General features: G+C 27.6%; 27 protein-coding genes and 5 tRNA genes. 28 read left to right on the plus strand and 4 right to left on the minus strand.

Annotated elements, in window-relative coordinates:
* The first annotated feature begins 1 nt into the window (after nt 1).
* From mfd to AC5LG6_RS04790, 3 genes are all read left to right on the plus strand, one after another.
* The gene (gene mfd / locus AC5LG6_RS04780) at nt 2–2,989 is read left to right on the plus strand and encodes a transcription-repair coupling factor (RefSeq protein WP_498585837.1); all 2,988 of its coding nucleotides are present in this window, start codon (nt 2–4) and stop codon (nt 2,987–2,989) included.
* 18 nt (nt 2,990–3,007) lie between these two features.
* Entirely contained in the window at nt 3,008–3,445 is a 438-nt protein-coding gene (locus tag AC5LG6_RS04785) for a hypothetical protein (RefSeq protein ID WP_498585838.1), read from the plus strand.
* Nucleotides 3,446–3,506: 61 nt separating this feature from the next.
* Nucleotides 3,507–3,977: a GyrI-like domain-containing protein gene (locus tag AC5LG6_RS04790; RefSeq protein ID WP_498585839.1), complete on the plus strand. Its 471-nt coding sequence runs from the start codon at nt 3,507–3,509 to the stop codon at nt 3,975–3,977.
* A 50-nt stretch (nt 3,978–4,027) separates the two neighbouring features.
* On the opposite strand, the gene AC5LG6_RS04795 is transcribed toward AC5LG6_RS04790, so the two are convergent.
* Nucleotides 4,028–4,486: a GNAT family N-acetyltransferase gene (locus AC5LG6_RS04795; protein ID WP_152057632.1), complete on the minus strand. Its 459-nt coding sequence runs from the start codon at nt 4,484–4,486 to the stop codon at nt 4,028–4,030.
* Between the two features lie 75 nt (nt 4,487–4,561).
* Here AC5LG6_RS04795 and AC5LG6_RS04800 point away from each other — a divergent pair, with 75 nt between their 5' ends.
* The 10 genes from AC5LG6_RS04800 to AC5LG6_RS04845 all read left to right on the plus strand — a co-directional run bounded on the left by AC5LG6_RS04800 (nt 4,562) and on the right by AC5LG6_RS04845 (nt 13,265).
* On the plus strand, nt 4,562–5,002 hold the full coding sequence (locus AC5LG6_RS04800; RefSeq protein ID WP_115588414.1) for an SRPBCC domain-containing protein: 441 nt from the start codon (nt 4,562–4,564) through the stop codon (nt 5,000–5,002).
* Nucleotides 4,992–5,276, plus strand: a complete 285-nt coding sequence (locus AC5LG6_RS04805; protein WP_115588415.1) for a chorismate mutase — start codon at nt 4,992–4,994, stop codon at nt 5,274–5,276. The genes AC5LG6_RS04800 and AC5LG6_RS04805 overlap by 11 nt, the downstream gene beginning before the upstream one ends.
* A 68-nt stretch (nt 5,277–5,344) precedes the next feature.
* Complete coding sequence (locus tag AC5LG6_RS04810; protein WP_498585840.1) at nt 5,345–5,857, plus strand: transglutaminase-like domain-containing protein; 513 nt, start codon at nt 5,345–5,347, stop codon at nt 5,855–5,857.
* 9 nt (nt 5,858–5,866) lie between these two features.
* A complete protein-coding gene (locus tag AC5LG6_RS04815) occupies nt 5,867–6,250 on the plus strand; it encodes a histidine phosphatase family protein (RefSeq protein ID WP_498585841.1) in 384 nt (127 codons plus the stop codon).
* Nucleotides 6,251–6,408: 158 nt separating this feature from the next.
* Entirely contained in the window at nt 6,409–6,654 is a 246-nt protein-coding gene (locus AC5LG6_RS04820; RefSeq protein ID WP_260899402.1) for a helix-hairpin-helix domain-containing protein, read from the plus strand.
* Between the two features lie 80 nt (nt 6,655–6,734).
* Nucleotides 6,735–7,931: a type II toxin-antitoxin system HipA family toxin gene (locus tag AC5LG6_RS04825; RefSeq protein WP_498585842.1), complete on the plus strand. Its 1,197-nt coding sequence runs from the start codon at nt 6,735–6,737 to the stop codon at nt 7,929–7,931.
* Nucleotides 7,918–8,154, plus strand: coding sequence for a helix-turn-helix domain-containing protein (locus AC5LG6_RS04830; protein ID WP_066220556.1), 237 nt, complete (start codon nt 7,918–7,920; stop codon nt 8,152–8,154). The genes AC5LG6_RS04825 and AC5LG6_RS04830 overlap by 14 nt, the downstream gene beginning before the upstream one ends.
* A 12-nt stretch (nt 8,155–8,166) precedes the next feature.
* The gene (locus tag AC5LG6_RS04835) at nt 8,167–8,691 is read left to right on the plus strand and encodes a GNAT family N-acetyltransferase (RefSeq protein ID WP_498585843.1); all 525 of its coding nucleotides are present in this window, start codon (nt 8,167–8,169) and stop codon (nt 8,689–8,691) included.
* 6 nt (nt 8,692–8,697) lie between these two features.
* Nucleotides 8,698–10,389, plus strand: coding sequence for an autotransporter assembly complex protein TamA (locus AC5LG6_RS04840; protein ID WP_498585844.1), 1,692 nt, complete (start codon nt 8,698–8,700; stop codon nt 10,387–10,389).
* The gene (locus AC5LG6_RS04845) at nt 10,386–13,265 is read left to right on the plus strand and encodes a translocation/assembly module TamB domain-containing protein (RefSeq protein ID WP_498585845.1); all 2,880 of its coding nucleotides are present in this window, start codon (nt 10,386–10,388) and stop codon (nt 13,263–13,265) included. The genes AC5LG6_RS04840 and AC5LG6_RS04845 overlap by 4 nt, the downstream gene beginning before the upstream one ends.
* Here AC5LG6_RS04845 and AC5LG6_RS04850 read toward each other — a convergent pair.
* From AC5LG6_RS04850 to gpmI, 3 genes are read right to left on the minus strand one after another with little or no spacing between them, the layout of a single operon-like run.
* Complete coding sequence (locus AC5LG6_RS04850; RefSeq protein WP_498585846.1) at nt 13,262–15,253, minus strand: transglycosylase domain-containing protein; 1,992 nt, start codon at nt 15,251–15,253, stop codon at nt 13,262–13,264. The two genes, AC5LG6_RS04845 and AC5LG6_RS04850, sit on opposite strands and share 4 nt — an antisense overlap.
* Before the next feature lie 3 nt (nt 15,254–15,256).
* Nucleotides 15,257–15,946, minus strand: a complete 690-nt coding sequence (locus tag AC5LG6_RS04855; protein ID WP_120985945.1) for an ATP-binding cassette domain-containing protein — start codon at nt 15,944–15,946, stop codon at nt 15,257–15,259.
* Nucleotides 15,943–17,418 carry a 2,3-bisphosphoglycerate-independent phosphoglycerate mutase gene (gene gpmI / locus AC5LG6_RS04860; protein ID WP_498585847.1) on the minus strand — a complete coding sequence of 492 codons (1,476 nt, stop codon included), beginning with the start codon at nt 17,416–17,418 and terminating at the stop codon, nt 15,943–15,945. Before gpmI ends, AC5LG6_RS04855 begins: the two co-directional genes overlap by 4 nt.
* 71 nt (nt 17,419–17,489) lie before the next feature.
* Between gpmI and mraY the strand changes: the two genes are divergently transcribed.
* The 15 genes from mraY (at nt 17,490) to rplL (ending at nt 25,045) form a co-directional block, all read left to right on the plus strand.
* Nucleotides 17,490–18,551 (plus strand): phospho-N-acetylmuramoyl-pentapeptide-transferase, encoded by a 1,062-nt coding sequence (gene mraY, locus AC5LG6_RS04865; protein ID WP_120985949.1) that lies wholly within the window; start codon nt 17,490–17,492, stop codon nt 18,549–18,551.
* A 2-nt stretch (nt 18,552–18,553) separates the two neighbouring features.
* The gene (gene murD, locus AC5LG6_RS04870; RefSeq protein WP_498585848.1) at nt 18,554–19,714 is read left to right on the plus strand and encodes a UDP-N-acetylmuramoyl-L-alanine--D-glutamate ligase; all 1,161 of its coding nucleotides are present in this window, start codon (nt 18,554–18,556) and stop codon (nt 19,712–19,714) included.
* Nucleotides 19,715–19,756: 42 nt separating this feature from the next.
* Nucleotides 19,757–19,832, plus strand: a tRNA-Phe gene (locus tag AC5LG6_RS04875).
* A gap of 16 nt (nt 19,833–19,848) precedes the next feature.
* Nucleotides 19,849–19,925 (plus strand) — tRNA-Thr (locus AC5LG6_RS04880).
* 61 nt (nt 19,926–19,986) lie between these two features.
* Nucleotides 19,987–20,071, plus strand: a tRNA-Tyr gene (locus AC5LG6_RS04885).
* A gap of 10 nt (nt 20,072–20,081) precedes the next feature.
* A tRNA-Gly gene (locus tag AC5LG6_RS04890) sits at nt 20,082–20,158 on the plus strand.
* Between the two features lie 216 nt (nt 20,159–20,374).
* On the plus strand, nt 20,375–21,583 hold the full coding sequence (gene tuf / locus AC5LG6_RS04895; RefSeq protein WP_260895754.1) for an elongation factor Tu: 1,209 nt from the start codon (nt 20,375–20,377) through the stop codon (nt 21,581–21,583).
* Between the two features lie 18 nt (nt 21,584–21,601).
* Nucleotides 21,602–21,760 (plus strand): 50S ribosomal protein L33, encoded by a 159-nt coding sequence (rpmG, locus tag AC5LG6_RS04900; protein WP_066154917.1) that lies wholly within the window; start codon nt 21,602–21,604, stop codon nt 21,758–21,760.
* 40 nt (nt 21,761–21,800) lie between these two features.
* Nucleotides 21,801–21,876 (plus strand) — tRNA-Trp (locus AC5LG6_RS04905).
* Between the two features lie 77 nt (nt 21,877–21,953).
* Nucleotides 21,954–22,136, plus strand: coding sequence for a preprotein translocase subunit SecE (secE, locus tag AC5LG6_RS04910; protein ID WP_066219152.1), 183 nt, complete (start codon nt 21,954–21,956; stop codon nt 22,134–22,136).
* A gap of 10 nt (nt 22,137–22,146) precedes the next feature.
* Nucleotides 22,147–22,674 (plus strand): transcription termination/antitermination protein NusG, encoded by a 528-nt coding sequence (gene nusG, locus AC5LG6_RS04915; protein WP_066219079.1) that lies wholly within the window; start codon nt 22,147–22,149, stop codon nt 22,672–22,674.
* 101 nt (nt 22,675–22,775) lie between these two features.
* Nucleotides 22,776–23,201 (plus strand): 50S ribosomal protein L11, encoded by a 426-nt coding sequence (gene rplK, locus AC5LG6_RS04920; RefSeq protein ID WP_066154894.1) that lies wholly within the window; start codon nt 22,776–22,778, stop codon nt 23,199–23,201.
* A 79-nt stretch (nt 23,202–23,280) separates the two neighbouring features.
* Nucleotides 23,281–23,979, plus strand: a complete 699-nt coding sequence (gene rplA / locus AC5LG6_RS04925) for a 50S ribosomal protein L1 (RefSeq protein WP_066219081.1) — start codon at nt 23,281–23,283, stop codon at nt 23,977–23,979.
* A gap of 161 nt (nt 23,980–24,140) precedes the next feature.
* Nucleotides 24,141–24,629, plus strand: a complete 489-nt coding sequence (gene rplJ, locus AC5LG6_RS04930) for a 50S ribosomal protein L10 (RefSeq protein ID WP_066359810.1) — start codon at nt 24,141–24,143, stop codon at nt 24,627–24,629.
* A gap of 47 nt (nt 24,630–24,676) precedes the next feature.
* Nucleotides 24,677–25,045, plus strand: coding sequence for a 50S ribosomal protein L7/L12 (gene rplL / locus AC5LG6_RS04935; protein WP_024775585.1), 369 nt, complete (start codon nt 24,677–24,679; stop codon nt 25,043–25,045).
* The last annotated feature ends 35 nt before the right edge of the window (nt 25,046–25,080 follow it).

A 25,080-nucleotide genomic window follows, 5' to 3' on the forward strand; every position in this document is an offset into this window, starting at 1 on the left:
AGTGAAAAATATATATGAATTTTTAAAAAATCTAAAAGATGAAAAAAGTTTAAAAAAGTGTCAGCTTCTAATAGTAAATGATGATTCTCAAGCTCAAATAGCTTCAAATATAGTCTCTTTTTTAGGTTTCAAACCATTTGTTTTAGCTGATTTTAGAGCAAATTTTAAAGATGATTTACTCTCTTTTAGCGATGAGTTACAAGATATTACAAAATCTTTACAAGATTTCTACTCATATAAAAAAGAGGATAAAATACTTATTTCGCCTATTAGAACAATATCTTTTCCAATGCCCAAAAAAGAGTGTTTTGCTGAGTTAAAAATTAGTTTTGCTGATAATCTTGATTTATCAGAGTTTAAAGACAAACTTTATAGCTGGGGATACTATTTTGTAGATATTGTTACAAGCTCTGGAGAAGTCTCTTTAAGAGGAGATATTTTTGATATTGCACCACTTGGAAGTGATTTTGGATATAGAGTAAGTTTGTTTGACAATGAAGTAGAAAGTATTAGAAAATTTGATATAGAAGATCAAAAATCACAAAAAGAGGAGCTTGATAGTTTTACAATAACTCCTGCATTTTTAGCTTTAAGTCAAGATAGTTTTGAAGAGTTAAGCTCTAAAATAGAACTCTCTTCAAGTGATGCTTTTGTAAAAGATATTCACTCTTTGGGATTTTGGTATTTAGATGAATTAGCACACTATTTACCACAAAATATGGATTCATTTATTACACAAGAAGCTCTAAATGAACTAGATGAAGCATATATTTTTGAAGAAAAAAGGCTAAATAAAGATAAGTTTTTAACTATTCCTCAAATATATTCAAGTAAAGAGTATAAAGAGATAAGCCCATCAAATATAAAAGAGTTTATCTCTTTTCATAAAGATAAAAAAATTACGATTATAACTACTAGTGAAGCAAGAGTAAAAGCTCTTGATTTACCACTTGATGATAAAGCAATAAAATATCATTTTGGTGATGAGATAATAAATCTTTTAGGTAGCAATGAATTAATTATTTCTTTAAATAAAGAGATAAAGAAAAAGAGAAAAAAAAGAGTAAAACTAGTTGTTGATGAGTTGGTTCTTAATGATTTTGTAGTTCATGAGAAACATGGAATTGGAGTTTACAAAGGAATTGAGCCAGTTACTATAATGGGTGCAAAAAGAGATTTTGTAGTAATAAATTATCAAGGTGAAGATAGACTTTTAATTCCTGTTGAAAATATTGATACTATTGATAGATATGTTGCAGATGGTGAAAGTTATGCAATAGTTGATAAACTTGGTCGTGGAAGTTTTGCAAAATTAAAAGAGAAGGTAAAAGATAGACTTTTTGAAATAGCAAATGACATTATAAGACTGGCAGCAGCACGTGAGCTTGTAAATGGTATTAAAATAGATATAGATGATTATTTAATAAAAGATTTTCAATTATCTGCTGGGTTTAAATATACAAAGGATCAAACTAGAAGTATAAATGAGATTTTAGCTGATTTAAGTAGTGGAAAAGTTATGGATAGGCTTTTAAGTGGTGATGTTGGTTTTGGGAAAACTGAGGTTGCTATGAATGCCTTACTTGCTGTTATAAATAGTGGATATCAAACAGTTTTTGTATGTCCAACTACACTTTTGGCAACGCAACACTATCACTCAATTTCAAAAAGATTTAAAGAGTTTGGAATAGATGTTTATAAGTTAGATGGCAAAACTAGTACAAAAGAGAAAAATATTATAAAAAGTGGATTAGAAGATGGCTCTATAAAACTGGTAATTGGAACGCACTCTTTGCTTGATGTAAAAACTTCTAATCTTGCACTTGTGATAATTGATGAAGAGCATAAATTTGGTGTAAAACAAAAAGAGAAACTAAAAGCTTTAAGAGAAGATGTTCATATTTTTTCTATGAGTGCAACACCAATTCCAAGAACTTTAAATCTTGCGCTATCAAAACTAAAAGGAATGAGTAGTTTGCTTACACCTCCAAGTGAGAGATTGGGTGTGAGAACTTTTGTAAAAGAGTATAGTGATGCTTTAATCAAAGAGGTTATATTAAGAGAAAAAAGAAGAGGTGGACAACTTTTTTATGTTCACAACAATATAGCTTCTATTGAAGCTAAGAAAAAAGATTTACTCCAAATTGTCCCAAATATAAAAGTAGAGATTATTCACTCTCAGATAAAAGCAGATGCAACAGAAAAAATAATTGAAGCTTTTGAAAACAAAGAGTTTGATATTTTACTTGCAACCTCTATTGTAGAAAGTGGAATTCACCTACCAAATGCAAATTCAATCATAATTGATGGAGCAGATAGATTTGGAATTGCTGATTTGCATCAACTAAGAGGAAGAGTTGGACGAAGCAACAAAGAGGGTTTTTGTTACTATGTAGTTGAAGATAAGAGCAAAATAACACCTGAAGCTATAAAAAGATTAGTTGCTTTGGAATCTAACTCATATTTAGGAAGTGGAACAGCACTTGCTCACCAAGATTTGGAAATAAGAGGTGGTGGAAATATTATTGGTGCTGAGCAAAGTGGACATATAAAACAGATTGGTTATGGTCTGTATCTTAAAATGCTTGAAGATACTTTGGCAGTTTTAAGTGGAGAAACAAAAACCTCTGAACAAAATATTGATATAAAACTAGCAATTTCTGCATATATTAGTGAAGATTATATAAGTGAAGATAGAATAAGACTAGAGCTTTATAGAAGGTTAAGTAAAGCTGTGAGTAAAGAGACTTTATATGAAATTGAAGAAGAGATGGAAGATAGATTTGGAAAACTAGATATTCCAACAAAACAGTTTTTAGAGTTAATTTTAATAAAAATTTTAGCTATTGCTAAAGGAATAAATCAAATCAGCTCTTATGAGATGAATATAACTTTTATAAAATCTGATGGAGTAAAAGAGACAATAAAATCAAGAAGCAAAGATGATGACGATATTATAAGTGCGACTTTGGAGTATTTAAGAAAATAGATTTTTAGGGGGAACATTATGTTTAAAAATAGTATTGAAACAAAAATAAATATTGAATCTAATACAAAAAGTATTTGGCAAGAACTAATAAATTTTGAAGAGTATAAGAATTGGAATCCAGCTATTTATGAAGTGAGTGGTGTACTAAATGAGGGTGAGATTTTAAAAATTGTTGTAAAAATAAATGGTTCAACAATGGTGTTTAAACCAAAAATTTTAAAGTATAAAGAAAATAGTGAACTTAGATGGTTAGGTAAATTATTTATTCCAAAAATATTTGATGGAGAGCACTATTTTATAGTAAAAGATAATTTTGATGGTACATCCACTTTTATTCATGGTGAAAATTTTAGTGGAATTTTGATTCCATTTTTTAAAAAAATGATTTTAGATACAAAAAAGAATTTTGAAGCTATGAATGAAGAGTTGAAAAAAAGAGTTGAAAAAAAGAGTTGAAAAAAAGAGTTGAAAAAAAGAGTTGAAAAAAAGAGTTGAAAAAAAGAGTTGAAAAATAAAAATGCAAATAAAAACACAAAGAGTAAAAATGAAAGTTACAAGAATCAAAAAATTAATGATTTCAGGAATTAGTGTTGTTACAAATAATGAATTTGAAATGAGTGAAGAAAATGGCAAAATAGTAGGTCTTTGGGAAGAATATTTTGAAAAAGATGTTTATAAAAAAACATTTGACAAAACAAATAGCGATTTTATGTATGGCGTTTATAGTGATTATGAATCAGACGCAAGTGGAAACTACAAAGTAACTGTTGGTGTTGAAGTTACAAAACCAAAAAATGCTATTGTTATTGAAGACAAAAAATATTTAGTTTTCACAAAACAAGGTGAACTTCCAATGGTTGTAGTTGAATTGTGGGAAGAGATTTGGGCTTATTTTGAAAAAAATAGCGAATATGAAAGAGCTTTTGAAATAGATTTTGAAAAATATGCAAAAGAAGATGAAGTAGAGATTTTTGTTTCAATAAAATAGACGATTAATATAAATACAATTTAATAATTATATTAAAAGCTTAAGAGTTTTTAATTAAAAGAAAAACTCTCATAAACTCCATCTTCTTTTTGATAAAAGTAGCCATTTCTTAGATAAAAATCTGAAGCAGGGCTATTTTGTTGAGTTATTAAATAACTTCTCACTATTTTTAAATTTTTTAATTCATGATGAAGATGCGAAATTAGTTCTTTTCCTATACCTTTATTTTGTTTTTGAGTTTTTACACACATTTCTCTAAGATAAAATGCATTCCCTTTTGTATAAGGTTCAATATTTCCTAATACAAAACCCCAAATTAAATTTTCATAAGTTGCAATAAATCCTACAAAACCTTTTGATTCAAAAATATAATTTAATCTATTATTTGCTTCTTCATAAGTCCAAGACTCTTCCCATAATGATTGGTTAAATATTTCTTTGTAAAGTTCCGCACAATTTTTTATATCTGATTTTAAAATTTTTCTGATTAGCATAATATTTTTTATCATTTTTAAACTTTTAAAATGTTTAATTTATATGCAACATAGTAGAATTTAGTTTAAATATATAAATAAGGTTTTAAAATGTTTAGAAAAGAGATAGAAACAACTATAAATATAAATGCTTCAGCAAATAAAATTTGGAATGTACTTATAAATTTTGAAGAGTATGAAAATTGGAATTCTTTTATAATTTCTGCAAATGGGCAAGCTGAAATAAATAAAAATTTAAAAATCACAATAAAGGTAGATGATTATAAAATGATGAGTTTTAAACCAAAGATTTTAAAAGTTAAAGAAAATAATGAACTTTGTTGGTTAGGTAAAGTTTTTGTAAGTGGGATTTTTGATGGACTTCATTATTTTTTAATAAAAGAGAATAATGATGGTACTTGTACTTTTACTCAAGGGGAAAAATTTAATGGAATTCTAATTCCATTTTTTGGAAAAACTTTTATAAATACAATAAAAGGTTTTGAAAAAATGAATGAAGAATTAAAAAAAAGAGCAGAAAATGATTTGTAAAAATATACGAGAAGTAAGAAATAACATAAATAATATTGATGAGCAAATAGTAAAACTAATTGCTTTAAGAGGTAGTTTTGTAAAACAAGCAGCAAAGTTTAAAAAAGATAGCGATTCTGTAAAAGCACCAACAAGGGTGGAAGAGGTTATTTCTAAAGTAAAAAATTTAGCAAAAATAACTGGTGCAAATGAAGAAGTTGTTGAAAATGTTTATAGAACGATGATTGATAGTTTTATAAACCTTGAGATGAAAGAGTTTGAAAATCTAAAATGAAATAGTTTTTAGAAGAGACACAAATATTTGACTTTAAAAATGAAGAGATTTTTTGTCTCGCACAAGAGTTGGCAAAAGATTGTAAAACAGATGAAGAAATAGCAAAAAACTGTTTTTTGTATGTAAGAGATAATATTCATCATAGTGGTGATTTCAAAGATGAAATTACAACTTACAAAGCAAGTGATGTTTTGAAATACAAAACAGGTTGGTGTTATGCAAAATCTCATCTTTTGGCTGTACTTTTAAGAGCAAATGGTATTCCTACTGGATTTTGCTATCAAAGATTATCTTGTAGTGAATATAAAAAAGATATTTATTGTTTACATGGATTAAATGCAATTTATCTAAAAGAGTTTGGTTGGTATAAAGTTGATGCAAGAGGAAATAAAAAAGGTGTAAATGCACAGTTTACTCCACCTTTGGAACAACTTGCTTTTAAACTAGAAAAAGATGAGTTTGATTTACCAAATATTTATTCTAAACCTTTAGATGTTGTAATTGAAGCTTTGAAAAAAAATAAAACTTATGATGAAATGATAGATGTTTTTCCTGATGTTCCATTTTTATCGGAAAAATAAATAGTAAATATGAAAACTATTTATATAATTCGGCATTTCAAAGTAAAAGATAGTACAAATAAAAGATTAAATTCAAATGAATTTACACATTGGATAGAAAAATATGATAATTTTGATTTAGAATATTTAAATCTAAATCTACCAAAATTTGATAAAATCTATGTTAGTTCACAAAATAGGGCTATCAAAACAGCAAATTATTTAAAACTTGATTATAAAATAAGTGATTTGTTAGTTGAAGTTGAAGCTTTTGCTTTTACAAAAACGAAACTAAGATTTTCAAAATCTTTTTGGTTAGTTATATCAAGAATACTTTGGTTTTTTAACTTTACTAAAAATGAAACCAAAAAAGATACAAAAAATAGAGCAATGAAATTTGTATCTAAAATATAAAATGAAAAAAATGAAACTATTTTAATAATATCTCATGGATTGTATTTAAAAGTATTGATTGGACTGTTAAAAAAGTTGGGCTATAAGTGTAATGATGATTTTAATATAAAAAATGGAAAATTATACAAGTTATATAAATGATTTTTAAAGGATAAAATATGGCATTTTCAAAAGAAGAAAAAGAAGAACTTTTAAAAGTAAAGTTTGTAGGTGAAACTGTTATTAAAAGATTTGAACAAATAGGAATTGACTCTTTAGAAAAGCTTTCAAATAGCAGTGTAGAAGAGATAACAGATATAGTTTCAGATATTTTAGGAAGTTCTTGCTGGAAAAACTCCCCACAAGCTAAAAAAGCTGTTTCTAATGCTATTGAGTTTTCGATAGAAAAAAAAATAAACTCTTAAAATATAAAATGATAAAATTACTTTACATTTTTAGATAAAAATATTATAATGATAAGTAAATTTATCACTATGAGTTAAAGATGGAAAAAATATATGTAAATATAGATAATACAAATGTTGGTGAACTATTTTTTGAAAAAGATAAAAATCAATATGGATTTAATTATTTGAAAAATTATAAACCAATCTCTTTGATTATGCCTTATAAAAGCTCCTCTTATATTTGGAAATATAAACTTCACCCAATTTTTGATATGAATATGCCAGAAGGTTATCTTTTTGAACTTTTTAAAAAATATTTGACAAAAGAGTATGGATATATTGATGATTTTTTAGTTTTTTCTCATATTTGTTCAAATATTCAAAGTAGATTAACATACAAAAGTGAGTTTGAAAAAAAAGAGTTTTTCTCTTTTGATTTAAATGAAGTTATGCAAAATGATACACAAGAGACATTTTACAAAATTGTTACAACTTTTTTGGATAAAAATGCAATCTCAGGGATTCATCCAAAATCTTTGGCAATTTTAGAAGATAAAGAGAGTTTAATCTCAAAAGAGTACATAATAAAAACTTGGGCGGATGAATATCCACAACTTGCGCTAAATGAGTATTTTTGTCTAAAAGCTATTCTTAAAACAAAAGTAAAAATCCCAAATATAAAAGTTTCTAAAAATGGCAAATTTTTATTGGTGGAGCGATTTAATTATGATAAACAAACTGATAGTTTTTTGGGCTTTGAAGAGATACTTTGTCTGCTTGGGAAAAATAAAGATGAAAAATATAGTGGAAGTTATGAACAAATATCAAAAGTGATTTATAGTGTAAGTACTCAAAAACTTGAAGATATGAAAAGCTTTTATAAACTAATAATCATGAATTATTTGCTTAAAAATGGTGATGCTCATCTTAAAAATTTTGGGATACTTTATAGTAGTGATTTTTCACAAATTTTCTTTGCACCAGCTTATGATGTGGTAAATACAGTTGTATATTTCCACAAAGATAGACCAGCTTTAAGTATGTTTGGAAAAAAAGTTTGGTTTGGGAAAAAAGAGCTTCTTAAGTTTGGGATACAAAACTGTTATTTAAATGAAAATGAAGCAAATGAAATATATGAACTTTGTATAAAAGCTTTGAAAAACTCTATATTTGAGCTTGAAGAGTATTTGAAAAATGATAAAAATTTTGAAGAGATTGGAACAAAGATGTTAAATATTTGGAAGTTATCACTTGATGAAAAAACATACAAGGAGATACCAAATGAAACTATATGAAATAGGGCAAAAAATTAGAATTTTAAGAGAAGAAAAAAAACTAACTCAAGAAGAACTTGCAAATATTTGTGGAATAAGTAGAGTAACTTTAGGCAAAGTTGAAAAGGGTGAACTTGGAAATACAAGTGTTAAAACTCTTGATTTGATTTTAGATAGTTTAGGTTTTGAAATAGAGTTTAAAACCAAACAAAATTTTGGACTTCCTAGTTTGGACGAGTTATAAAATGGAGATTTTATGCAAGATTTAAAATTTAGAGTATTTAAAAAAGATGATATAAAAGCAGTTGTAGAACTAATAAACAAAGCATATAGAGAAAACAATCCAAATGCTTGGACAAGTGAAGCTCACTTACTTAGTGGAATTAGAGTAAATGAAGATATGCTAAATGAGATTTTAAAAAATAAAAATATAGTTACATATATAGCAAAATTAAAAGATAAAGTAATAGCAACAATTCAAACAAAGCTAGAAGATGAAGATATACATATTGGACTTTTTGCAGTTCATCCAGATTTTCAAAGCTTTGGAGTAGGAAAAAAGATTTTAGCTTTTGCAGAAGAGAGTGCAAAAAAACTTTGGAAAAAATCTAGTTTTGTGATGGAAGTAATCTCAAATAGAGTTGAGCTAAAAGAGTATTACAATAGAAGAGGTTATAAAGATACAAAGACTTTTATAGAGTTTCCAAAATCAAATTATTGGTTACCACTTGTAGATGAAGAGTTAAAACTTTTGGTTTTGAGAAAAGAAATTTTGAGGTAGATAAAATTGTTTAAAATATTTATAATTATTTCAATACTATTTTTAAACTCTTTTGCAAGTGATATAAAAACTATTGAGTATAAAGGCGATATAGATTTAGTTTTAGGCGATTTTTCTAAATCAAACCTTGATACTATATGTGGTTTTTCATATCCAGAGATTTATAAAATTTGGAAAAAAAATCCAACTTTTACTTCTAAAGATATAGAAAATTGTAGTGAATTATTAAAAGAGTATTCACAAAGCTTAGGTTTTTATAGAGCCAAAATTGATTACGAGATTAAAAATGATATTGCGACAATAAATATATTTAGAAATGAATCAATAAAAGTTTCATATATAAAAGTAGAAGATGAGTATAAAAAATTTGTAAATTTTACAAAAGATGAGGTTTTTATATCTTCTAAATTTAGTGAATCAAAAAAAAATATAAGAAAATATTTAAATGAAAATGGCTATGCAAAAGCAGATATAAATGCCAAAGCTTACGTAAATTTGGATGAGTACAAAGTTGAGTTAATTTACATAATAACAAAAAACAAGCTTCAATATTTTGGTGATATCAATATTCAAAATAGTGCAAATCTTAGTCAAGAGCTTTTACAAAAGCATATAGAGTTTAAAAAAGGAGATATTTATAATTCTAGACTTCTTGATAAAACTTATGAAAATCTATATAACTTTGGGATTTATAAAACTATTATAGTTGAACCAAATTTTAATTCAAATAGTGATTTTATTCCTGTAAATATAAAATTAGAAGAGGGCTTTTTTAAAGAAAACAGTTTTGGGTTTGGTTATGACACTGATAAAAAATTTAGATTTAAAGCTCAACATAAAAATGAGAATTTTTTAGGAGATTTAAAACAGTTTACTATTGGAACAAAGGTAAATAGTGAAGGTTATGAACTTTATAATAATATCTTTGATCCATACTTTATAAAAGATAATATCTCTTTAAATAATGATATTTCGTATGAAAATATGGATTATACAAGTTATTCTCAAAAGAAGATAGAAAATAAATTAACTTTTTCAAAAGAGATTTTCACTTTACCAAATAGTGTTGGATTTTTAGCTGAGCATTCTACGATTAAATCAGATTTAAAAGAGTACAAAAGTGGAACTTATCTTTTAAACTCTTTGTTTTATGAGATTAAATTAGATAGAAGAGATGATAGTTTAAATCCTAAAGATGGATATTTTTTATCTTTTTATATTGAAGATGGATCAAAATTTATAGGAAGTGAGTATGATTATTTAAAAACTGTTTCTGATTTAAAATATATTAAAACTTTTGATAATCTTACTGCTTCTTTTAAAACAAAAATAGGTACTCTTGATAGAGATTTGCCTATTTTTAAACACTTTTTTGCTGGAGGTGCATATAGTAATAGAGGATATGCTTACGAAAAAGTTGGTGTAAAAGATAGTGATGACAATCCATATGGTGGGCTTAGTATGATAGATAGTAGTTTGGAATTTGAGTATAATATTTATAAAAATATTGGTATTGTTACTTTTTTTGACTCTACAATTCTTAGTTTAGAGTCAAATAATTTTAATGATAAATTCTACAACTCTTTTGGTTTTGGTGCTAGATATTATACTCCAATTGGTCCATTTAGAGTTGATTTTGGTTTCCCAAAAGATGATGGTGGATTTGTATTTCATATAGGAATAGGGCAAGTATTTTGATAATTTTAAAAGCTTTAAAATATCTATTTTTTACAATAATATCTTTATGTTTAGTAGCATTTTTATATCTTATTACATCAAAAGATGTGACACAAAAAATATTTAACTATCTTAGTGTTGAATTTCCTATAAAATATAGTAAAGTAGATGGAAGCATCTATGAAGGTATTAAAATATATGATTTAAACTACGATGATATGATAAAAGCAAAAACTATATATCTAAAACCAAATATTATTTCACTTTTAAAAGAGATAAATATATCTCTTTTAAAAGTAGAAAATATAACAATAGAAGATAAATTAATTTCATTCATAAAAGAGAGCAATGAAACTCAAAATGAAAATAGTAGTTTTGAATTTCCTTTTTCTTTAGTCATAAAAAATCTTGAACTCTCAATGTATAATTTTTCATATGAAAATCAAAAAATAGATGAGATAGTTTTAAATGCTAAAAATATAAACTCAAATCTAAAAGATAAAATAAGTGCCATTCTATTTGCAAAAATCAAATCAAATTTAGCAAATATTGAAGCAAATATGCAAATTGAAAATAATATATATAAACTTAACTCAAATATTGATTTAAAAGAGTATGCAAAATCAAAAATAGATTTAGATGCAACTGGAGATTTAGAAAAAGTTAGTTTCTCTATAAAAAGTGATGATTTAAAGGTTTTAAATTTAAAAGAGAATATTGATATAAAAGATATAAAACTTATAGGAAATTATGATATTAAAAATTCAAATCTTGATATTTCAAGTTTAACATCTAACTTAAATTATGAACAAATTTTTACAAAGCTAGATGCAAAAGCCAATCTTTTAAATAATGATTTAGATAGTTTAAAATTTCAAGCAAATTTTTACACAACTATAAAAAAGAGTATTTATAAATCTTTAGAAAAAGATTTAAATATAAAATCAAATTTTATAGGAGATTTAAAACATATAGAATTTAAAAATATTTTAGAATCAAACTCTATAAAAATAGATGATTTTCTTTTAAAAATAGATAGTTCAAATTTAAATGGAGTTGCAAAAATAGATAATAAAAATATAGAGATTGTTTCTAATTTTGATATTTTTACTAATTATGCAAATAAAAAATCGAATTTGGATTTAAAGTTAAATTTAGATGATTTTGAAAATTTATCTTTAAATTCAAAATCTGTTATTGAAAGTTTGAAATACGAAAATTTTAATTTAAAAGAGTTTGGAAATATTAATATAAACTCTAGTTACAAAAAAAACTTTTTGAATATGGATTTAAACTCAAAGTATATAAATATGAATTTAAATACAAAAAATCTTAAAAAAATTATATTTGATTTTAATATAAAAAATTTAAATCCAAACAATATTTATAAATTAGATAACAATATAAAAATTTCAAAGATAAGCTCAAATATAAAAGGAGAGTTTGAAGATAATCTTACTTTAAAATCAAATACTATTGTAAATGATAGTTTTAATATAGATCTTGAAGTAAAAAATAAAAATAGTAATCTTGAAGCAAAGTTCGAAAATATATCTTTTAAATCAATTTTAAATAAAAATTCTGAAGCTTTAAATATAAAAACAGATATAAAAGAGCTTAATTTATTTGAAAAAGAGTTAAAAAAGATTTTAGAAATTCCAGATTTAAATCTTTTTGGTTTGGCAAATATTAATTTAGAAATCTTAAAAAATAGAGTTAATTTTGATATTTTAAGCCCTAAAATTTCTTTTCTTAATCAAAATATAGAAAATATAGATATAAAAGGAAATTTTGAAGAGGATAGAGTTCTTTTTGATAAGATAGATTTTCATATAAATAAGATATATGATATAAATTTTAATAAAAAATTTACATTATTAAAAAAGGCTTTTTTTAATATATCAAATTTTTCTTCAAACTTTGAGTTTGAAAATATCACTATAAATAGTTCAAAAGATAAGAAAGATTTGATTTTAAATATAACTACAAAAGATTTTTTTGTAGAGCACCTTTTGTATGGAAAAGGATTTATAAATTCTAATGTGGATATTAATATTAACGAAAATAGTAAAATCTATATATCTGGCTTTGTAAATCCAAATAAATTAGTAAGTTCTTATAATATTCCAGCTTTAAATATTAGTAACGATAGAGATATAATTATTGTAAATATTGGAGATAATGAGATAAAAAAAGATTTTTTTACCAAAAATATTGCACTTGATTTAAAAATTATCTCAAAAGAGATTAAATATATTACAAAAAATATAGAATTAAAATTAGATGCTGATTTACAAATTAAAAAAGAGTTTGAAGAAGATTTAAGAATTTTTGGAAGAGTTGCAAATATAAATGGAGTTTTTAGTCAACTTGGAAAAACATATAAAATAGAGAATTCAAATTTACAATTTAGAGGTTTAGAAACTATAAACCCTATTTTGGATATTAAAGCAAATACAAAAATTGATAATGTAGAGATTTTTATTGATATTACAGGGAATATGGAAAATCCTAGATTAAACTTAAAATCAAATCCATCTATGAACTCAAAAGATATTTTGTCTTATTTAATTTTTGGAACAAAATTTTCAAATAGTTCGATGAATGAACAAAATAAAGAGGCACAAGCTTCTTTATTTATATTAAATGAGTTATCAAAAGATTATGTAAAAGAGTTAGGAATTGATATATTACACTTTGATTATGATCCAAAAACTCAATATATAGAGACAACAGTTGGTAAAAAAATAGGAGAAAAAAATCAAATTATAATTAAAAACAAAGCTACAAATGGAGAGTTAATTTTTTTAAGAGAGCTTACAAAACTTTGGAACTTGGAGTTGGGTCTTATGGAAAAGACCCAAAGTATAGATTTGATTTATAAAAAAAGATATTAAAATTCCATACTATTTCCATCTGGAGATGTTTGGTCTATAATGATTTGAGAATCTATATCAGGAAGTGGTGATATATCTGTATAAAGTTCTTCTTTACCCATAAATTCGCCACTATAAACATTGTTTGGTTTTGTAAAAGTTCTTGGTATTTCAGGATGAATCTCAAGATATTTTTTGAAAAAATATGAAAATGCTGGAGCTGCTATTGTACTTCCTGTTTCTGCTCTTCTCATTGGTGTATTATTATCATTTCCAAACCAAACAATAGTTTGAATAGATGGAGAATAACCACAAAACCAAGCATCTATATTATCATTAGTTGTACCTGTTTTTCCAGCTAGTTCTATACCATCAACTGCTGCTCTTCTTCCTGTTCCTTTTGTTACAACATCTTTTAAAATTGAAGTAATTAAATATGATTGTTCAGGAGGATTAAGCTCTTTTCTTTGAGGTTCAAAAGTTACACTTTTTCCATCTTTATTTACAATTTGTTCCACAATATATGGTTTTACTTGTACTCCATTGTTTGAAAAAATTGTATAAGCTTGACTAAACTCTATTAAATTTACACTCATTGAACCTAAAGTTACAGATAAGTTATCAACTATATCTTTAAATCCATATCTTTTTAAATCATCCGTAGTAGTATTTACTCCAACATCTGTTACTAAGTTTAGTGTTGATAAATTTCTTGATTGAACAAGAGAGTCTCTAAGACTTACAATTCCTTGAAAGTTTCCACCATAATTTTTTGGTTGCCATTTCTTTTGTTGCCCATTAACAGTATATGTATATGTCCTTCCTATATCAAAAAGCTGACTAGCTGGATTATAACCTTCATTTAAAGCAGTTTGATATAAAAATGGTTTTATTGCACTTCCTGCTTGTCTTTTTGATTGGAAAGCTCTATTAAATACTGATTGATTATAATTAACTCCACCAACCATTGCCAAAATTCTTCCAGTGCTACTTTCTAAAGTAAGCATTGCTGCATTTAGCTCTTTTGTAAATGCATCATTATCTGGATTTTTTGAACCATCTCTTATATTTTTATCTCTTTGCATAGCTTCATCGTATGCTTTTTTTATAGCAGCATTTGCAATTTCTTGAGTCTCTAAATCTATTGTTAAATATACTTTGTATCCACCATATAAAATATCAGGAATATCATTTACAAGCTCACTAACAGCATAATCAATAGCATATGGAGCTATATTTTGAGTTAAAGTCTGGTTATAAATAGTTGGAGTTTCGTTTATTGACTCTTCAAATTGTTCATTATTAATCCAACCTAAAGTATGCATTCTTGTTATAACTTGATTTGCCCTTGCAAGTGAAACTTGAAGATTTTTTGTTGGGTCATAAAAACTAGGAGCTCTTGGAAGTCCAACTAAAATAGCTATCTCTTTTAAAGTTAATTCATATAGATTCTTTTTAAAATAACCTTTTGCAGCAGTTTTTACACCATAATAACCATGTCCAAAATATACATGATTTAAATATCTCTCTAAAATCTCCTCTTTTGTAAGAACTGTTTCAAGTCGTATAGCCAATAAAGCCTCTTTTACTTTTCTTATAATCTTTTTTTCTCTACTTAAAAGTAAAACTTTTATAAGTTGCTGAGTAAGAGTACTAGCTCCTTCGCTATATCCACCTGATTGAATATTTTTTATAACAGCTCTGCTAATTGCATCTGGATTTACTCCAAAATGTTCAAAAAACTGAGTATCTTCAATAGCAACAAGTCCTTCTATTACCCTTGCTGGAATATCGTCATAGTTTACATACTCTCTATTTTCATCTTTAAAAGTATTTGCCAAAAGTTTCCCATTTTTATCAAAAAATTGTGTACTTTGTTTTGGATTGTAGTTTACAACACTATCAATATCATCTTTTATCTCTTGATATAAATCGTATAGATATACAAAAGTAATAGCTCCAACAATTACTCCTAAAAATATTATCGCTTTTGTTAAAAATTTTAACATCTTTTAATTCCTAAATTTTTTGTTTTTAAAGCTTGAGTTTAAAAGCTTTTTCGTATATTCATTTTGTGGGTTATTTAAAACTTCTTGAGTTTTCCCAAATTCAACAACATATCCATTTTTTATAATAACAATATCATCACAAATATCTTTGATTGATTCAATATCGTGAGTTACAAAAAGTATATTAATATTTAGCTTATCTTTTAAATCTTTTACAATATTTATAATATTTGTTTTATTTTCAAAATCAAGTGCAGTTGTTGGTTCATCAAGTAAAAGAAGTTTTATATCACGGCTTAGAGCTATTGCAATTACAACTCTTTGCGTTTGTCCTCCACTTATTTGTGAAGGATATTTTTCTAAAATTTCTAAAGGTAAATCTAAAAGTTTAAAAACCTCTTCTTTTTTTTCATCACTACAGAAAATCTGATTTTTTATCTTTGTCATAGAAGATAATGATGTAAAAGGATTTTGAGGAATAAACCCAATCGTATCAAAACTCAATTCAAAATCACTACTTATATTTTTCTTTACCTCTAATGAACTAGATAGGAGATTTAAGATAGCTTTTAGTGTAAGTGATTTTCCACTTCCACTCTCTCCTATTAGAGCTGTTGAACTTTTTATAGTAAAAGCAATATCAACTAAGCTTTTATTATTGAAACTAATTTTTAACTCTTTTATATCTATCAAATTAGTGGTTCATCCATCTCTTTTGGTATATCAAGTCCCATAAGTTTTAAAACTGTTGGTGCAATGTTATTTAAACTTCCAGTTTTTACCTCTTTAACATTTGGTGCAATCACAAAACAGTAAACATCTCCTACTGTATGGTTTGTAAGAGTATTTCCATTCTCATCTCTCATCATCTCACAATTTCCATGGTCAGATGTTAATACTATATTATAGTTCTCTTTTTTTGCCTCTTCTAAAATAAGTCCAAGTTCATAATCAACAGCTTCAACAGCTTTAATAGCCGCTTCATAAACTCCTGTATGACCAACCATATCACCGTTTGCAAAGTTTACAACAATAAAATCAGTTTGATTTTTCATAGCAGTTCTTACAGCTTCTCCTACTTTTGGAGCTGACATCTCTGGTTGTAAATCATAAGTTGCAACATTTGGTGAAGGTATTAAAACTCTTGTTTCATTTAAAAATGGCTCTTCAACTCCACCATTAAAGAAAAATGTTACATGAGCATATTTTTCAGTTTCTGCTGTATGAAGTTGAGATAAACCAGCATCTGAAATAACTTGTGCTAAAGTATTTGTTGGATTATCTTTTTCAAATATTACAGGAATTGGAATATTTTTATCATACTGAGTCATACTTGCAATTTGAACATTTAATGTTTTTTTCTCAAACTCTTTAAAATCATTTTTCGCAAACAGACTTGAAAGCTCTCTTGCTCTATCGCTTCTAAAATTACAAAAAATAACTCCATCACCATCTTTAATTCCATCATAACCATCTAGCGCAGTTGGAATTAAAAACTCATCAAATATCTCATTTTTGTAAGAGTTATCTATAAAATCTAAAATATTATCTTTAGTTTTAGGAGTTGCATTTGCAATTGCATTATAAGCAAGTTCTACTCTATCCCATCTATTATCTCTATCCATTCCATAATATCTTCCACCAATTGTTGCAATTTTTATATTCTCATTGCATATATTTATAACTTTTTCAATATAGATTTTTGCGCAATCAGGCGCAACATCTCTTCCGTCAGTTATAAGATGAAGCCAAACTTTTTTATTTTTATTTTGGGCTATTTTTGCCAGTGCAATAATGTGATCAATATGAGAGTGAACCCCTCCATCACTAGTAAGTCCAATTAGATGAATATTGTTTGATTTTTCAATTGTATTTTTTACAATAACATTATCTTTAAGTGTATCATTTTTGATAGCTAAATGTATTTTTACTAAATCTTGATATAAAACTCTTCCACTTCCAATAGTCATATGTCCAACTTCACTATTTCCCATTTGATTATCTGGTAATCCAACATACTCTCCATAGGTGTGAATTAAGCTATAAGGTACATTTGAAAAAAGATAATCATATGTTGTTTTTTTTGCATTACAAAAGGCATTGAAATTGCAAGAACTATTGTGTCCAATACCATCTGTTATAATTAAAACTGTTTTTTTACTCATTTTGTTTAAACCTTTTAAAAACTTAAATATTATATAATCTCACAATATTTTATCAAATCTAAGGTTTAATTTTGTTTTATTGGCTCTACAGACATTTAGAAATAAACATTTTTCAATATATTTCAGTTCGTGCAGGAATTAGCTTCTTTTTAGCTTTTGTTTTTACAATGTATCTAATGCCAAAATTTATAAGTTGGGCAAAAAGCAAAAAAGCTTCACAACCTATCTATGAACTAGCTCCACAAGCGCATCAAGCAAAAGCAGGAACTCCTACTATGGGTGGAGTTGTCTTTATATTTTCTACAATTATTGCAACAATTCTAACAGCAAAATTAAACAACTTTTATATCGTTGGAGGGCTTTTGACTCTTGCTTTGTTCTCATTAATTGGTATAAAAGATGATTTATCAAAAATTTTAAAAGCAAAAAATAGTGCAGGGCTTAGTGCAAGAATGAAACTTTTTTTACAGTTTATAAGTGCTGGATTTGTTGTAGCACTAATATTTTATCTTGGACATACGAGCGATTTGTATATACCATTTTACAAATTTCCTATATTTGAAATGGGAATTTTAGCTATTGTGTTTTGGATGTTTATAATTGTTGGTTCTTCAAATGCTGTAAATCTTACAGATGGTCTTGATGGTTTAGCAACTGTTCCATCAATACTAGCATTTTCTACTTTGTCAATTTTGGTTTATGTTGTTGGACATATTGGTTTTGCTAACTATTTATTAATGCCAAATATTAGTATAGCTGGAGAGTTAGCAATTATGGGAGCTGCAATTATTGGTGCTTTAATTGGATTTTTGTGGTTTAATGCTTATCCTGCAGAAGTTTTTATGGGAGATAGTGGTTCTTTACCTTTAGGTGCATTTATGGGATACTTAGCAATTGTTGCAAAATCTGAAATTTTACTTATAGCTATTGGATTTATCTTTGTTTTAGAGACCGTTTCCGTTATGTTACAAGTTGGTTCATATAAATTAAGACAAAAAAGAGTTTTTTTAATGGCTCCTATTCATCACCATTTTGAACAAAAAGGTTGGAAAGAGAATAAAATAATAGTGCGATTTTGGATAATATCTTTTATGGCAAATCTTGTTGCACTATTAAGTTTAAAGTTGAGATAAAAATGCAAAATTTAAGAATCTTAGGAAAAGGTAAAACAGCACTTGCTTTGAAAAAAAGATTTCCAGATGCTACTTTATATGATGATAATGATTTAGAATCTTTTGATAAAAATTCAAATGATTTAACTGTTGTAAGCCCTGGAATGCCTCCACATAATAAGCTTGTTCTTTCTTCAAAAAATATTATTAGTGATTATGATCTATTTTATGATGAAATGCCTTTTACTATTTGGATTAGTGGAACAAATGGAAAAACTACAACAACACAAATGTGTCAATATCTGCTTGAAAAATTTGATTCTTGTTATGGTGGAAATATTGGTGTACCTTTAAGTGGATTAAATAAAGATAAGAAAATTTGGATACTAGAAACATCATCATTTACACTTCACTATACAAATAAAGCAAAACCAAATATCTATATTCTTTTACCAATAACAGAAGATCATATAACTTGGCATGGAAGTTTTGATGAATATAAAAAAGCAAAATTAAAACCTTTAGAACTTATGAATGAAACAGATATTGCTATTATCCCAGCTTTATATAAAGATTTCAAAACATCTGCATATACAATTTATTATAATTCAAGTGATGATTTATGTAATCATTTTAAAATTGATAAGAGTAAAATAAAGTTCAATGAACCATTCTTACTTGATGCTATAATGGCAATGGTTTCAAGAAAGATAATTTTTGGTGATGTAGATTATGATTTAATTAACTCTTATAAGATTGATAAACACAAAGTTGAAGAGTTTAGAGATAGTAAAAATAGATTATGGATTGATGATAGTAAAGCTACAAATTATGATGCAACAATAAATGCATTAGTTCCATATAAAGATAAAAACATACACATTATTATTGGTGGTGATGATAAGGGTGCAAGTTTAAAACCTCTTTTTGAAAATATAAAAAATTTAGATATTGTGATTTATGCAATAGGTAGTAATACTCAAAGAGTTTTAAATTACTGCGAAGAGTTTAAAATATCTTGTGTAAAGTGTGAATATTTAGAAGAAGCAGTTAAAAATATAGATAAAAATCTAAAAGAAAATAGTATAGGAATACTTTCTCCAGCTGCAGCATCTCTTGATCAATTTAAATCTTATGCTCATAGAGGAGATGAATTTAAAAAGTTTGTGAGAAATTTAAGTTAATATTAATAAATTCAACTGTATAATCTCACTCCAATTTGAAGTGGCTCGATAGCTCAGTCGGTAGAGCAAAGGATTGAAAATCCTTGTGTCGACAGTTCGATTCTGTCTCGAGCCACCATTTTGATTTTATGGATGCTGGTGTAGCTCAGTTGGCTAGAGCAGCTGATTTGTAATCAGCAGGTCGGGGGTTCGACTCCCTTCACCAGCTCCATTTTTTTAGTCGTGCGTAAGTTTAAAAAAACAGCGCTTGACCAGAGCAATAATTTTTATATGGTGAGGTTGGAGAGTGGTCAAATCCTGCGGACTGTAAATCCGCCGCCTACGGCTTCGAAGGTTCAAATCCTTCTCTCACCACCACGCAAATGTTGCGGGAGTAGCTCAGTTGGCTAGAGCTTCTGCCTTCCAAGCAGACTGTCGCGAGTTCGAGTCTCGTCTCCCGCTCCATTTTTATTGATTACTGGGAGCTGAGTTATAATTGCACATTATTTTTTATAACTCTACAATTTATACTCCCAATTAATTTAATTTTTAGTATTTTATTAATATAATACTCATCACAATTTGTGAAAACAAATCCCCTCTGAATAGAGAAGCCCTTATTGGCTTATCTACTCAGAGGGCAATTAAGCAAAATAAAATAAATTTAGAAGGGGAAATCCTATGGCAAAAGAAAAGTTTTCAAGAAATAAACCGCACGTAAATATCGGTACAATCGGTCACGTTGACCACGGTAAAACTACTACAACTGCTGCAATTTCAGCTGTATTAGCTTTAAAATATGGTGGAGAGATGAGAGATTACGATCAAATCGATAATGCTCCAGAAGAGAGAGAAAGAGGAATTACTATTGCTACTTCTCATATTGAGTATGAAACTGATAAAAGACACTATGCTCACGTAGATTGTCCAGGTCACGCGGATTATGTTAAAAACATGATTACTGGTGCTGCTCAAATGGATGGAGCTATTTTAGTTATCGCTTCAACAGATGGACCAATGGCTCAAACAAGAGAGCACATCCTTCTTTCAAAACAAGTTGGGGTTCCATATATTGTTGTATTCTTAAATAAAGAAGATCAATTAGATCCATCTGATAAAGATGAGATGTTAGAGTTAGTTGAAATGGAAATTAGAGAGTTGCTTTCTACTTATGATTTTCCAGGTGATGATACTCCAATCGTTGCTGGTTCTGCATTCCAAGCTTTAGAAGAAGCTAAAAAAGGTTCAGTTGGACCATGGGGAGAAAAAATTGTTGCATTAATGGATGCAGTTGATTCTTACATTCCAACTCCAGAAAGAGATACAGACAAACCATTCTTAATGCCTGTTGAAGATGTATTCTCAATTTCAGGAAGAGGAACAGTTGTTACTGGAAGAATTGAACTTGGAACTATCAAAGTTGGTGAAGAGATCGAAATCGTTGGATTTGGAGATACTAGAAAAACTACTGTTACTGGTGTTGAAATGTTCAGAAAAGAGATGGATCAAGGTCAAGCTGGAGATAACTGTGGTATTCTTTTAAGAGGTGTTAAAAAAGAAGAGGTTGAAAGAGGACAAGTTCTTTGTAAGCCAGGAACAATTAAACCTCATACAGAATTTAAATGTGAAGTTTATATTCTTTCAAAAGAAGAAGGTGGAAGACATACTCCATTCTTTAGTGGATATAGACCACAATTCTATGTTAGAACAACAGACGTTACAGGTTCTTGTGTATTAAATGAAGGTACTGAAATGGTTATGCCAGGTGATAATGTTGAGATGACTGTTACTTTAGTTGCTCCAATTGCTCTTGAAAAAGGAACAAAGTTCGCTATTAGAGAAGGTGGAAGAACTGTTGGTGCTGGAGTTATTTCAGAAATCATCAAATAAGGATTCTTAATGGCAGCAATAAGAATTAAAATAGGATTAAAATGCCAAGAGAGTGGTGATATTAACTACACTACTTGGAAAAATCCAAAAACTCATACTGAAAAGTTTGAAGTTAGAAAATATTGTCCAAGATTGAAAAAACACACTACTCATAAAGAAGTGAAGTTAAAATCTTAAGAACAATTTTGCTTGAGAGAGATTTCTCTCAAGCTTTTGTAGGCTAGTAGCTCCAATGGTAGAGCATCGGATTCCAAATCCGAGTGCTGGGGGTTCGAGTCCCTCCTGGCCTGCCACTATTAAAGTTTTTTAAAGAGATTTTATTAAAATTTTTTTAAAAAATTTAGATTTAAAGTTTAAAATGGAGAAAGATATGAGCAAGGCTAGTAGCTATATAAATAATGTAAAATCAGAATTAGCTAAGGTTATATTTCCAGTAAAATCACAAATAAGAACGGCTTATATATCTGTATTTATTGTTGTTACAGTAATAGCTTTGTATCTTGCTATGATTGATGGAGCAATGTCTTTTACTCTATCTTCAGTAATTAAATAAGGAATAAAAAATGGCACATAAATGGTATGCAATTCAGACATATTCAGGAAGCGAATTATCTGTTAAAAAAGCTATGTTAAAACTAGCAGATGAGATGGCTGATGATAGAATTGCTGAAGTATTAGTACCAACTGAAGATTTAATTGAAGTAAAAAAAGGTAAAAAAACTATTATAGAAAGACCTTTGTATCCTGCATATGCTTTTGCAAAAATTGATTTGGATACTGCTTTATGGCATAGAATACAATCAATGCCAAAAGTTGGAAGATTTATTGGTGAGTCTAAAAAGCCAACAGCTTTAAGTGATAAAGATATAAATCTTATTTTAGAAAAAGCAAAAAATAAAGCAGCTGCAAAACCTAAAATCTCTTTTGATGAAGGAGAGATGGTAAGAATAAATGAGGGACCATTTGCAAACTTCAATGGAATAGTTGAAAGTTTTGATTTAGTTTCTGGATTATTAAAATTGAATGTATCTATATTTGGAAGAAATACTCCAGTTGAAATCTCTTATACACAAGTTGAGAGAATAGTTTAAATTTTTAATTTAGGCATTAGGCAAAGAAACTTGCTTCAACTTAGTTTTTTTGCCTAATGTCTAATCATTAAAATCATTATAATTTTTAAAGGAATAGCAATATGGCTAAAAAAGTTCAAGGATATTTAAAATTACAAATACCTGCAGGTGCAGCAAACCCATCACCTCCAGTTGGACCAGCTCTTGGGCAAAGAGGTGTTAACATTATGGAATTTTGTAAAGCATTTAACGAAAAAACAAAAGATAAAGCTGGTTATAGATTACCAGTTGTTCTTACAATTTATACAGATAAAAGCTTTACTTTCGAAGTAAAACAACCGCCAATGACTGAACTTATTAAAAAAATTTCAGGAATTAAAAAAGGGAGTAGCAATCCACTTAAACAAAAAATTGGAAAGCTTACTAAAGATCAAATTATGGAAATCGTTGATATGAAAATCAAAGATTTAAATACTGATGATAGAGAAGTTGCTGCAAAAATTGTAGCTGGAAGTGCAAGATCTATAGGAATTGATACAGAATTATAATTCTGTTTTATATTAAGGTATAACCACTAGCCTTTATAAATATTAGTGGAAGCAAAAAAATAAAATTGCGGAGAATAAAATGGCAAAAGTTTCAAAAAGATATAAAGCGTTAAGTGCAAAAGTTGAAGATAGAAAATACTCTTTAGCTGATGCTTGTAATTTAGTAAGAGATTTAAAATCTGCTAAATTTGATGAGAGTGTTGAAATTGCACTTAATTTAAATGTTGATCCAAGACATGCAGATCAAATGATTAGAGGAGCTGTTGTTCTTCCAAATGGTACAGGAAAAACTGTAAGAGTTGCTGTTTTTGCTAAAGGTGTAAAAATGGATGAAGCAAAAGCTGCAGGTGCTGATATTGTTGGGAATGATGATTTAGCTGATGATATCCAAGCTGGAAAAATCAACTTTGATGTTTTAATTGCAACTCCTGATTGTATGGGGATTGTTGGTAAAGTTGGAAGAATTCTTGGACCAAAAGGTTTAATGCCAAATCCAAAAACTGGAACAGTTACAATGGATGTTACAAAAGCAGTTAATGATGCTAAAGGTGGTCAAGTAACTTATAGAGTTGATAAAAAAGGTAATATGCAAGCAGCTATTGGAAAAGTTTCATTCTCTGCAGAAGCTATTAAAGAGAATGCTGAAGCATTTATCGGGGCTATCAATAAAGCGAAACCTTCAACTGCAAAAGGAAGATATATTACTAATGCAGCAATTAGCTTAACAATGAGTCCATCAGTTATTTTAGATAATATGGAATTATTAGAGATTAGATAAGGGTTTCCTTATCTAATTTTTTTGCATTCAAGAATATTGAAATTGTTCACTATTTTTGAGTGTTCAAAGCACTGAAATAAAACTGAAGACAGCTGGTAAAAGAACTCCTCGTTCTTTTGTAAGTCCCGCCTAGGATGATGTTTTGAAAGGAGGAAAATATAATGACTAGACAAGAAAAATCAGAAATTATTGATTTTTTAGCAGCTGAGTTTAAAAACTCTTTAGCAGTTGTTGTTTGTGACTATAAAGGTCTTACTCATAAAGAATTAGAAACTTTAAGAAAAGATGCAAGAGCAAACAATACTAAAGTTCAAGTTGTAAAAAATACATTAGTAACTAAAGCTGTTAAATCTGCTGATTTAGGAGATATTGATTTAAGTGGAACAAACATCTACTTATGGTCTGATGATCAAATTTCAGCTTGTAAAGTAGCTGATAAATTTGCAACTACTACAAAAGATAAATTCTCTATTAAATCAGGAATTATTGAAGGTGAAATTTGCGATGCTACTAGAGTTAATGCATTTGCTAAATTACCATCAAGAGAAGAACTTCTTGGAATGCTTGCATCTGTATGGATGGGACCTGTTAGAAACTTTACTATTGGTCTTGATGCTCTTAGAAGAAAAAAAGAAGAAGAGGCTGCTTAATTTTAAGCTAAAAATATATTAAATTAAAAAAATAAAAAGGATAGAAAATGGCAATTTCTAAAGAAGACGTTTTAGAATTTATTTCTGGTTTATCTGTATTAGAATTATCAGAATTAGTAAAAGAATTTGAAGAAAAATTTGGAGTATCTGCACAACCTGTAGCAGTTGCTGGTGCTGCAGTTGCAGTTGAAGCTGCTGAAGAAAAAACTGAATTTGATGTAATTATTGTTGATTCAGGAGATAAAAAAATCAATGTAATTAAAGAAATTAGAGCGATTACTGGTTTAGGATTAAAAGAAGCAAAAGATGCTGCAGAGCAAACTCCTTCAACAATTAAAGAGGGAATTTCTAAAGCTGATGCTGAAGCAATCAAAGCTCAACTTGAAGCTGCTGGTGCAAAAGTAGAAGTTAAATAAGTTTTATAACTTATCGTATATAGGGACTTTTCCCT

It is taken from the genome of Arcobacter thermotolerans, from assembly GCF_983172305.1.

What these genes read in the sequence shown, in the direction of transcription:
- AC5LG6_RS04790 (WP_498585839.1), top strand. Translation starts at nt 3,507, where the DNA reads ATGCAAATAAAAACACAAAGAGTAAAAATGAAAGTTACAAGAATCAAA.
- AC5LG6_RS04820 (WP_260899402.1), top strand. Translation starts at nt 6,409, where the DNA reads ATGGCATTTTCAAAAGAAGAAAAAGAAGAACTTTTAAAAGTAAAGTTT.
- gpmI (WP_498585847.1), bottom strand. Translation starts at nt 17,418, where the DNA reads ATGAGTAAAAAAACAGTTTTAATTATAACAGATGGTATTGGACACAAT.
- AC5LG6_RS04825 (WP_498585842.1), top strand. Translation starts at nt 6,735, where the DNA reads ATGGAAAAAATATATGTAAATATAGATAATACAAATGTTGGTGAACTA.
- AC5LG6_RS04835 (WP_498585843.1), top strand. Translation starts at nt 8,167, where the DNA reads ATGCAAGATTTAAAATTTAGAGTATTTAAAAAAGATGATATAAAAGCA.
- AC5LG6_RS04815 (WP_498585841.1), top strand. Translation starts at nt 5,867, where the DNA reads ATGAAAACTATTTATATAATTCGGCATTTCAAAGTAAAAGATAGTACA.
- secE (WP_066219152.1), top strand. Translation starts at nt 21,954, where the DNA reads ATGAGCAAGGCTAGTAGCTATATAAATAATGTAAAATCAGAATTAGCT.
- AC5LG6_RS04830 (WP_066220556.1), top strand. Translation starts at nt 7,918, where the DNA reads ATGAAACTATATGAAATAGGGCAAAAAATTAGAATTTTAAGAGAAGAA.
- AC5LG6_RS04805 (WP_115588415.1), top strand. Translation starts at nt 4,992, where the DNA reads ATGATTTGTAAAAATATACGAGAAGTAAGAAATAACATAAATAATATT.
- nusG (WP_066219079.1), top strand. Translation starts at nt 22,147, where the DNA reads ATGGCACATAAATGGTATGCAATTCAGACATATTCAGGAAGCGAATTA.
- rplK (WP_066154894.1), top strand. Translation starts at nt 22,776, where the DNA reads ATGGCTAAAAAAGTTCAAGGATATTTAAAATTACAAATACCTGCAGGT.
- rplJ (WP_066359810.1), top strand. Translation starts at nt 24,141, where the DNA reads ATGACTAGACAAGAAAAATCAGAAATTATTGATTTTTTAGCAGCTGAG.
- rplA (WP_066219081.1), top strand. Translation starts at nt 23,281, where the DNA reads ATGGCAAAAGTTTCAAAAAGATATAAAGCGTTAAGTGCAAAAGTTGAA.
- AC5LG6_RS04800 (WP_115588414.1), top strand. Translation starts at nt 4,562, where the DNA reads ATGTTTAGAAAAGAGATAGAAACAACTATAAATATAAATGCTTCAGCA.
- rplL (WP_024775585.1), top strand. Translation starts at nt 24,677, where the DNA reads ATGGCAATTTCTAAAGAAGACGTTTTAGAATTTATTTCTGGTTTATCT.
- AC5LG6_RS04785 (WP_498585838.1), top strand. Translation starts at nt 3,008, where the DNA reads ATGTTTAAAAATAGTATTGAAACAAAAATAAATATTGAATCTAATACA.
- tuf (WP_260895754.1), top strand. Translation starts at nt 20,375, where the DNA reads ATGGCAAAAGAAAAGTTTTCAAGAAATAAACCGCACGTAAATATCGGT.
- AC5LG6_RS04795 (WP_152057632.1), bottom strand. Translation starts at nt 4,486, where the DNA reads ATGATAAAAAATATTATGCTAATCAGAAAAATTTTAAAATCAGATATA.
- murD (WP_498585848.1), top strand. Translation starts at nt 18,554, where the DNA reads ATGCAAAATTTAAGAATCTTAGGAAAAGGTAAAACAGCACTTGCTTTG.
- AC5LG6_RS04850 (WP_498585846.1), bottom strand. Translation starts at nt 15,253, where the DNA reads ATGTTAAAATTTTTAACAAAAGCGATAATATTTTTAGGAGTAATTGTT.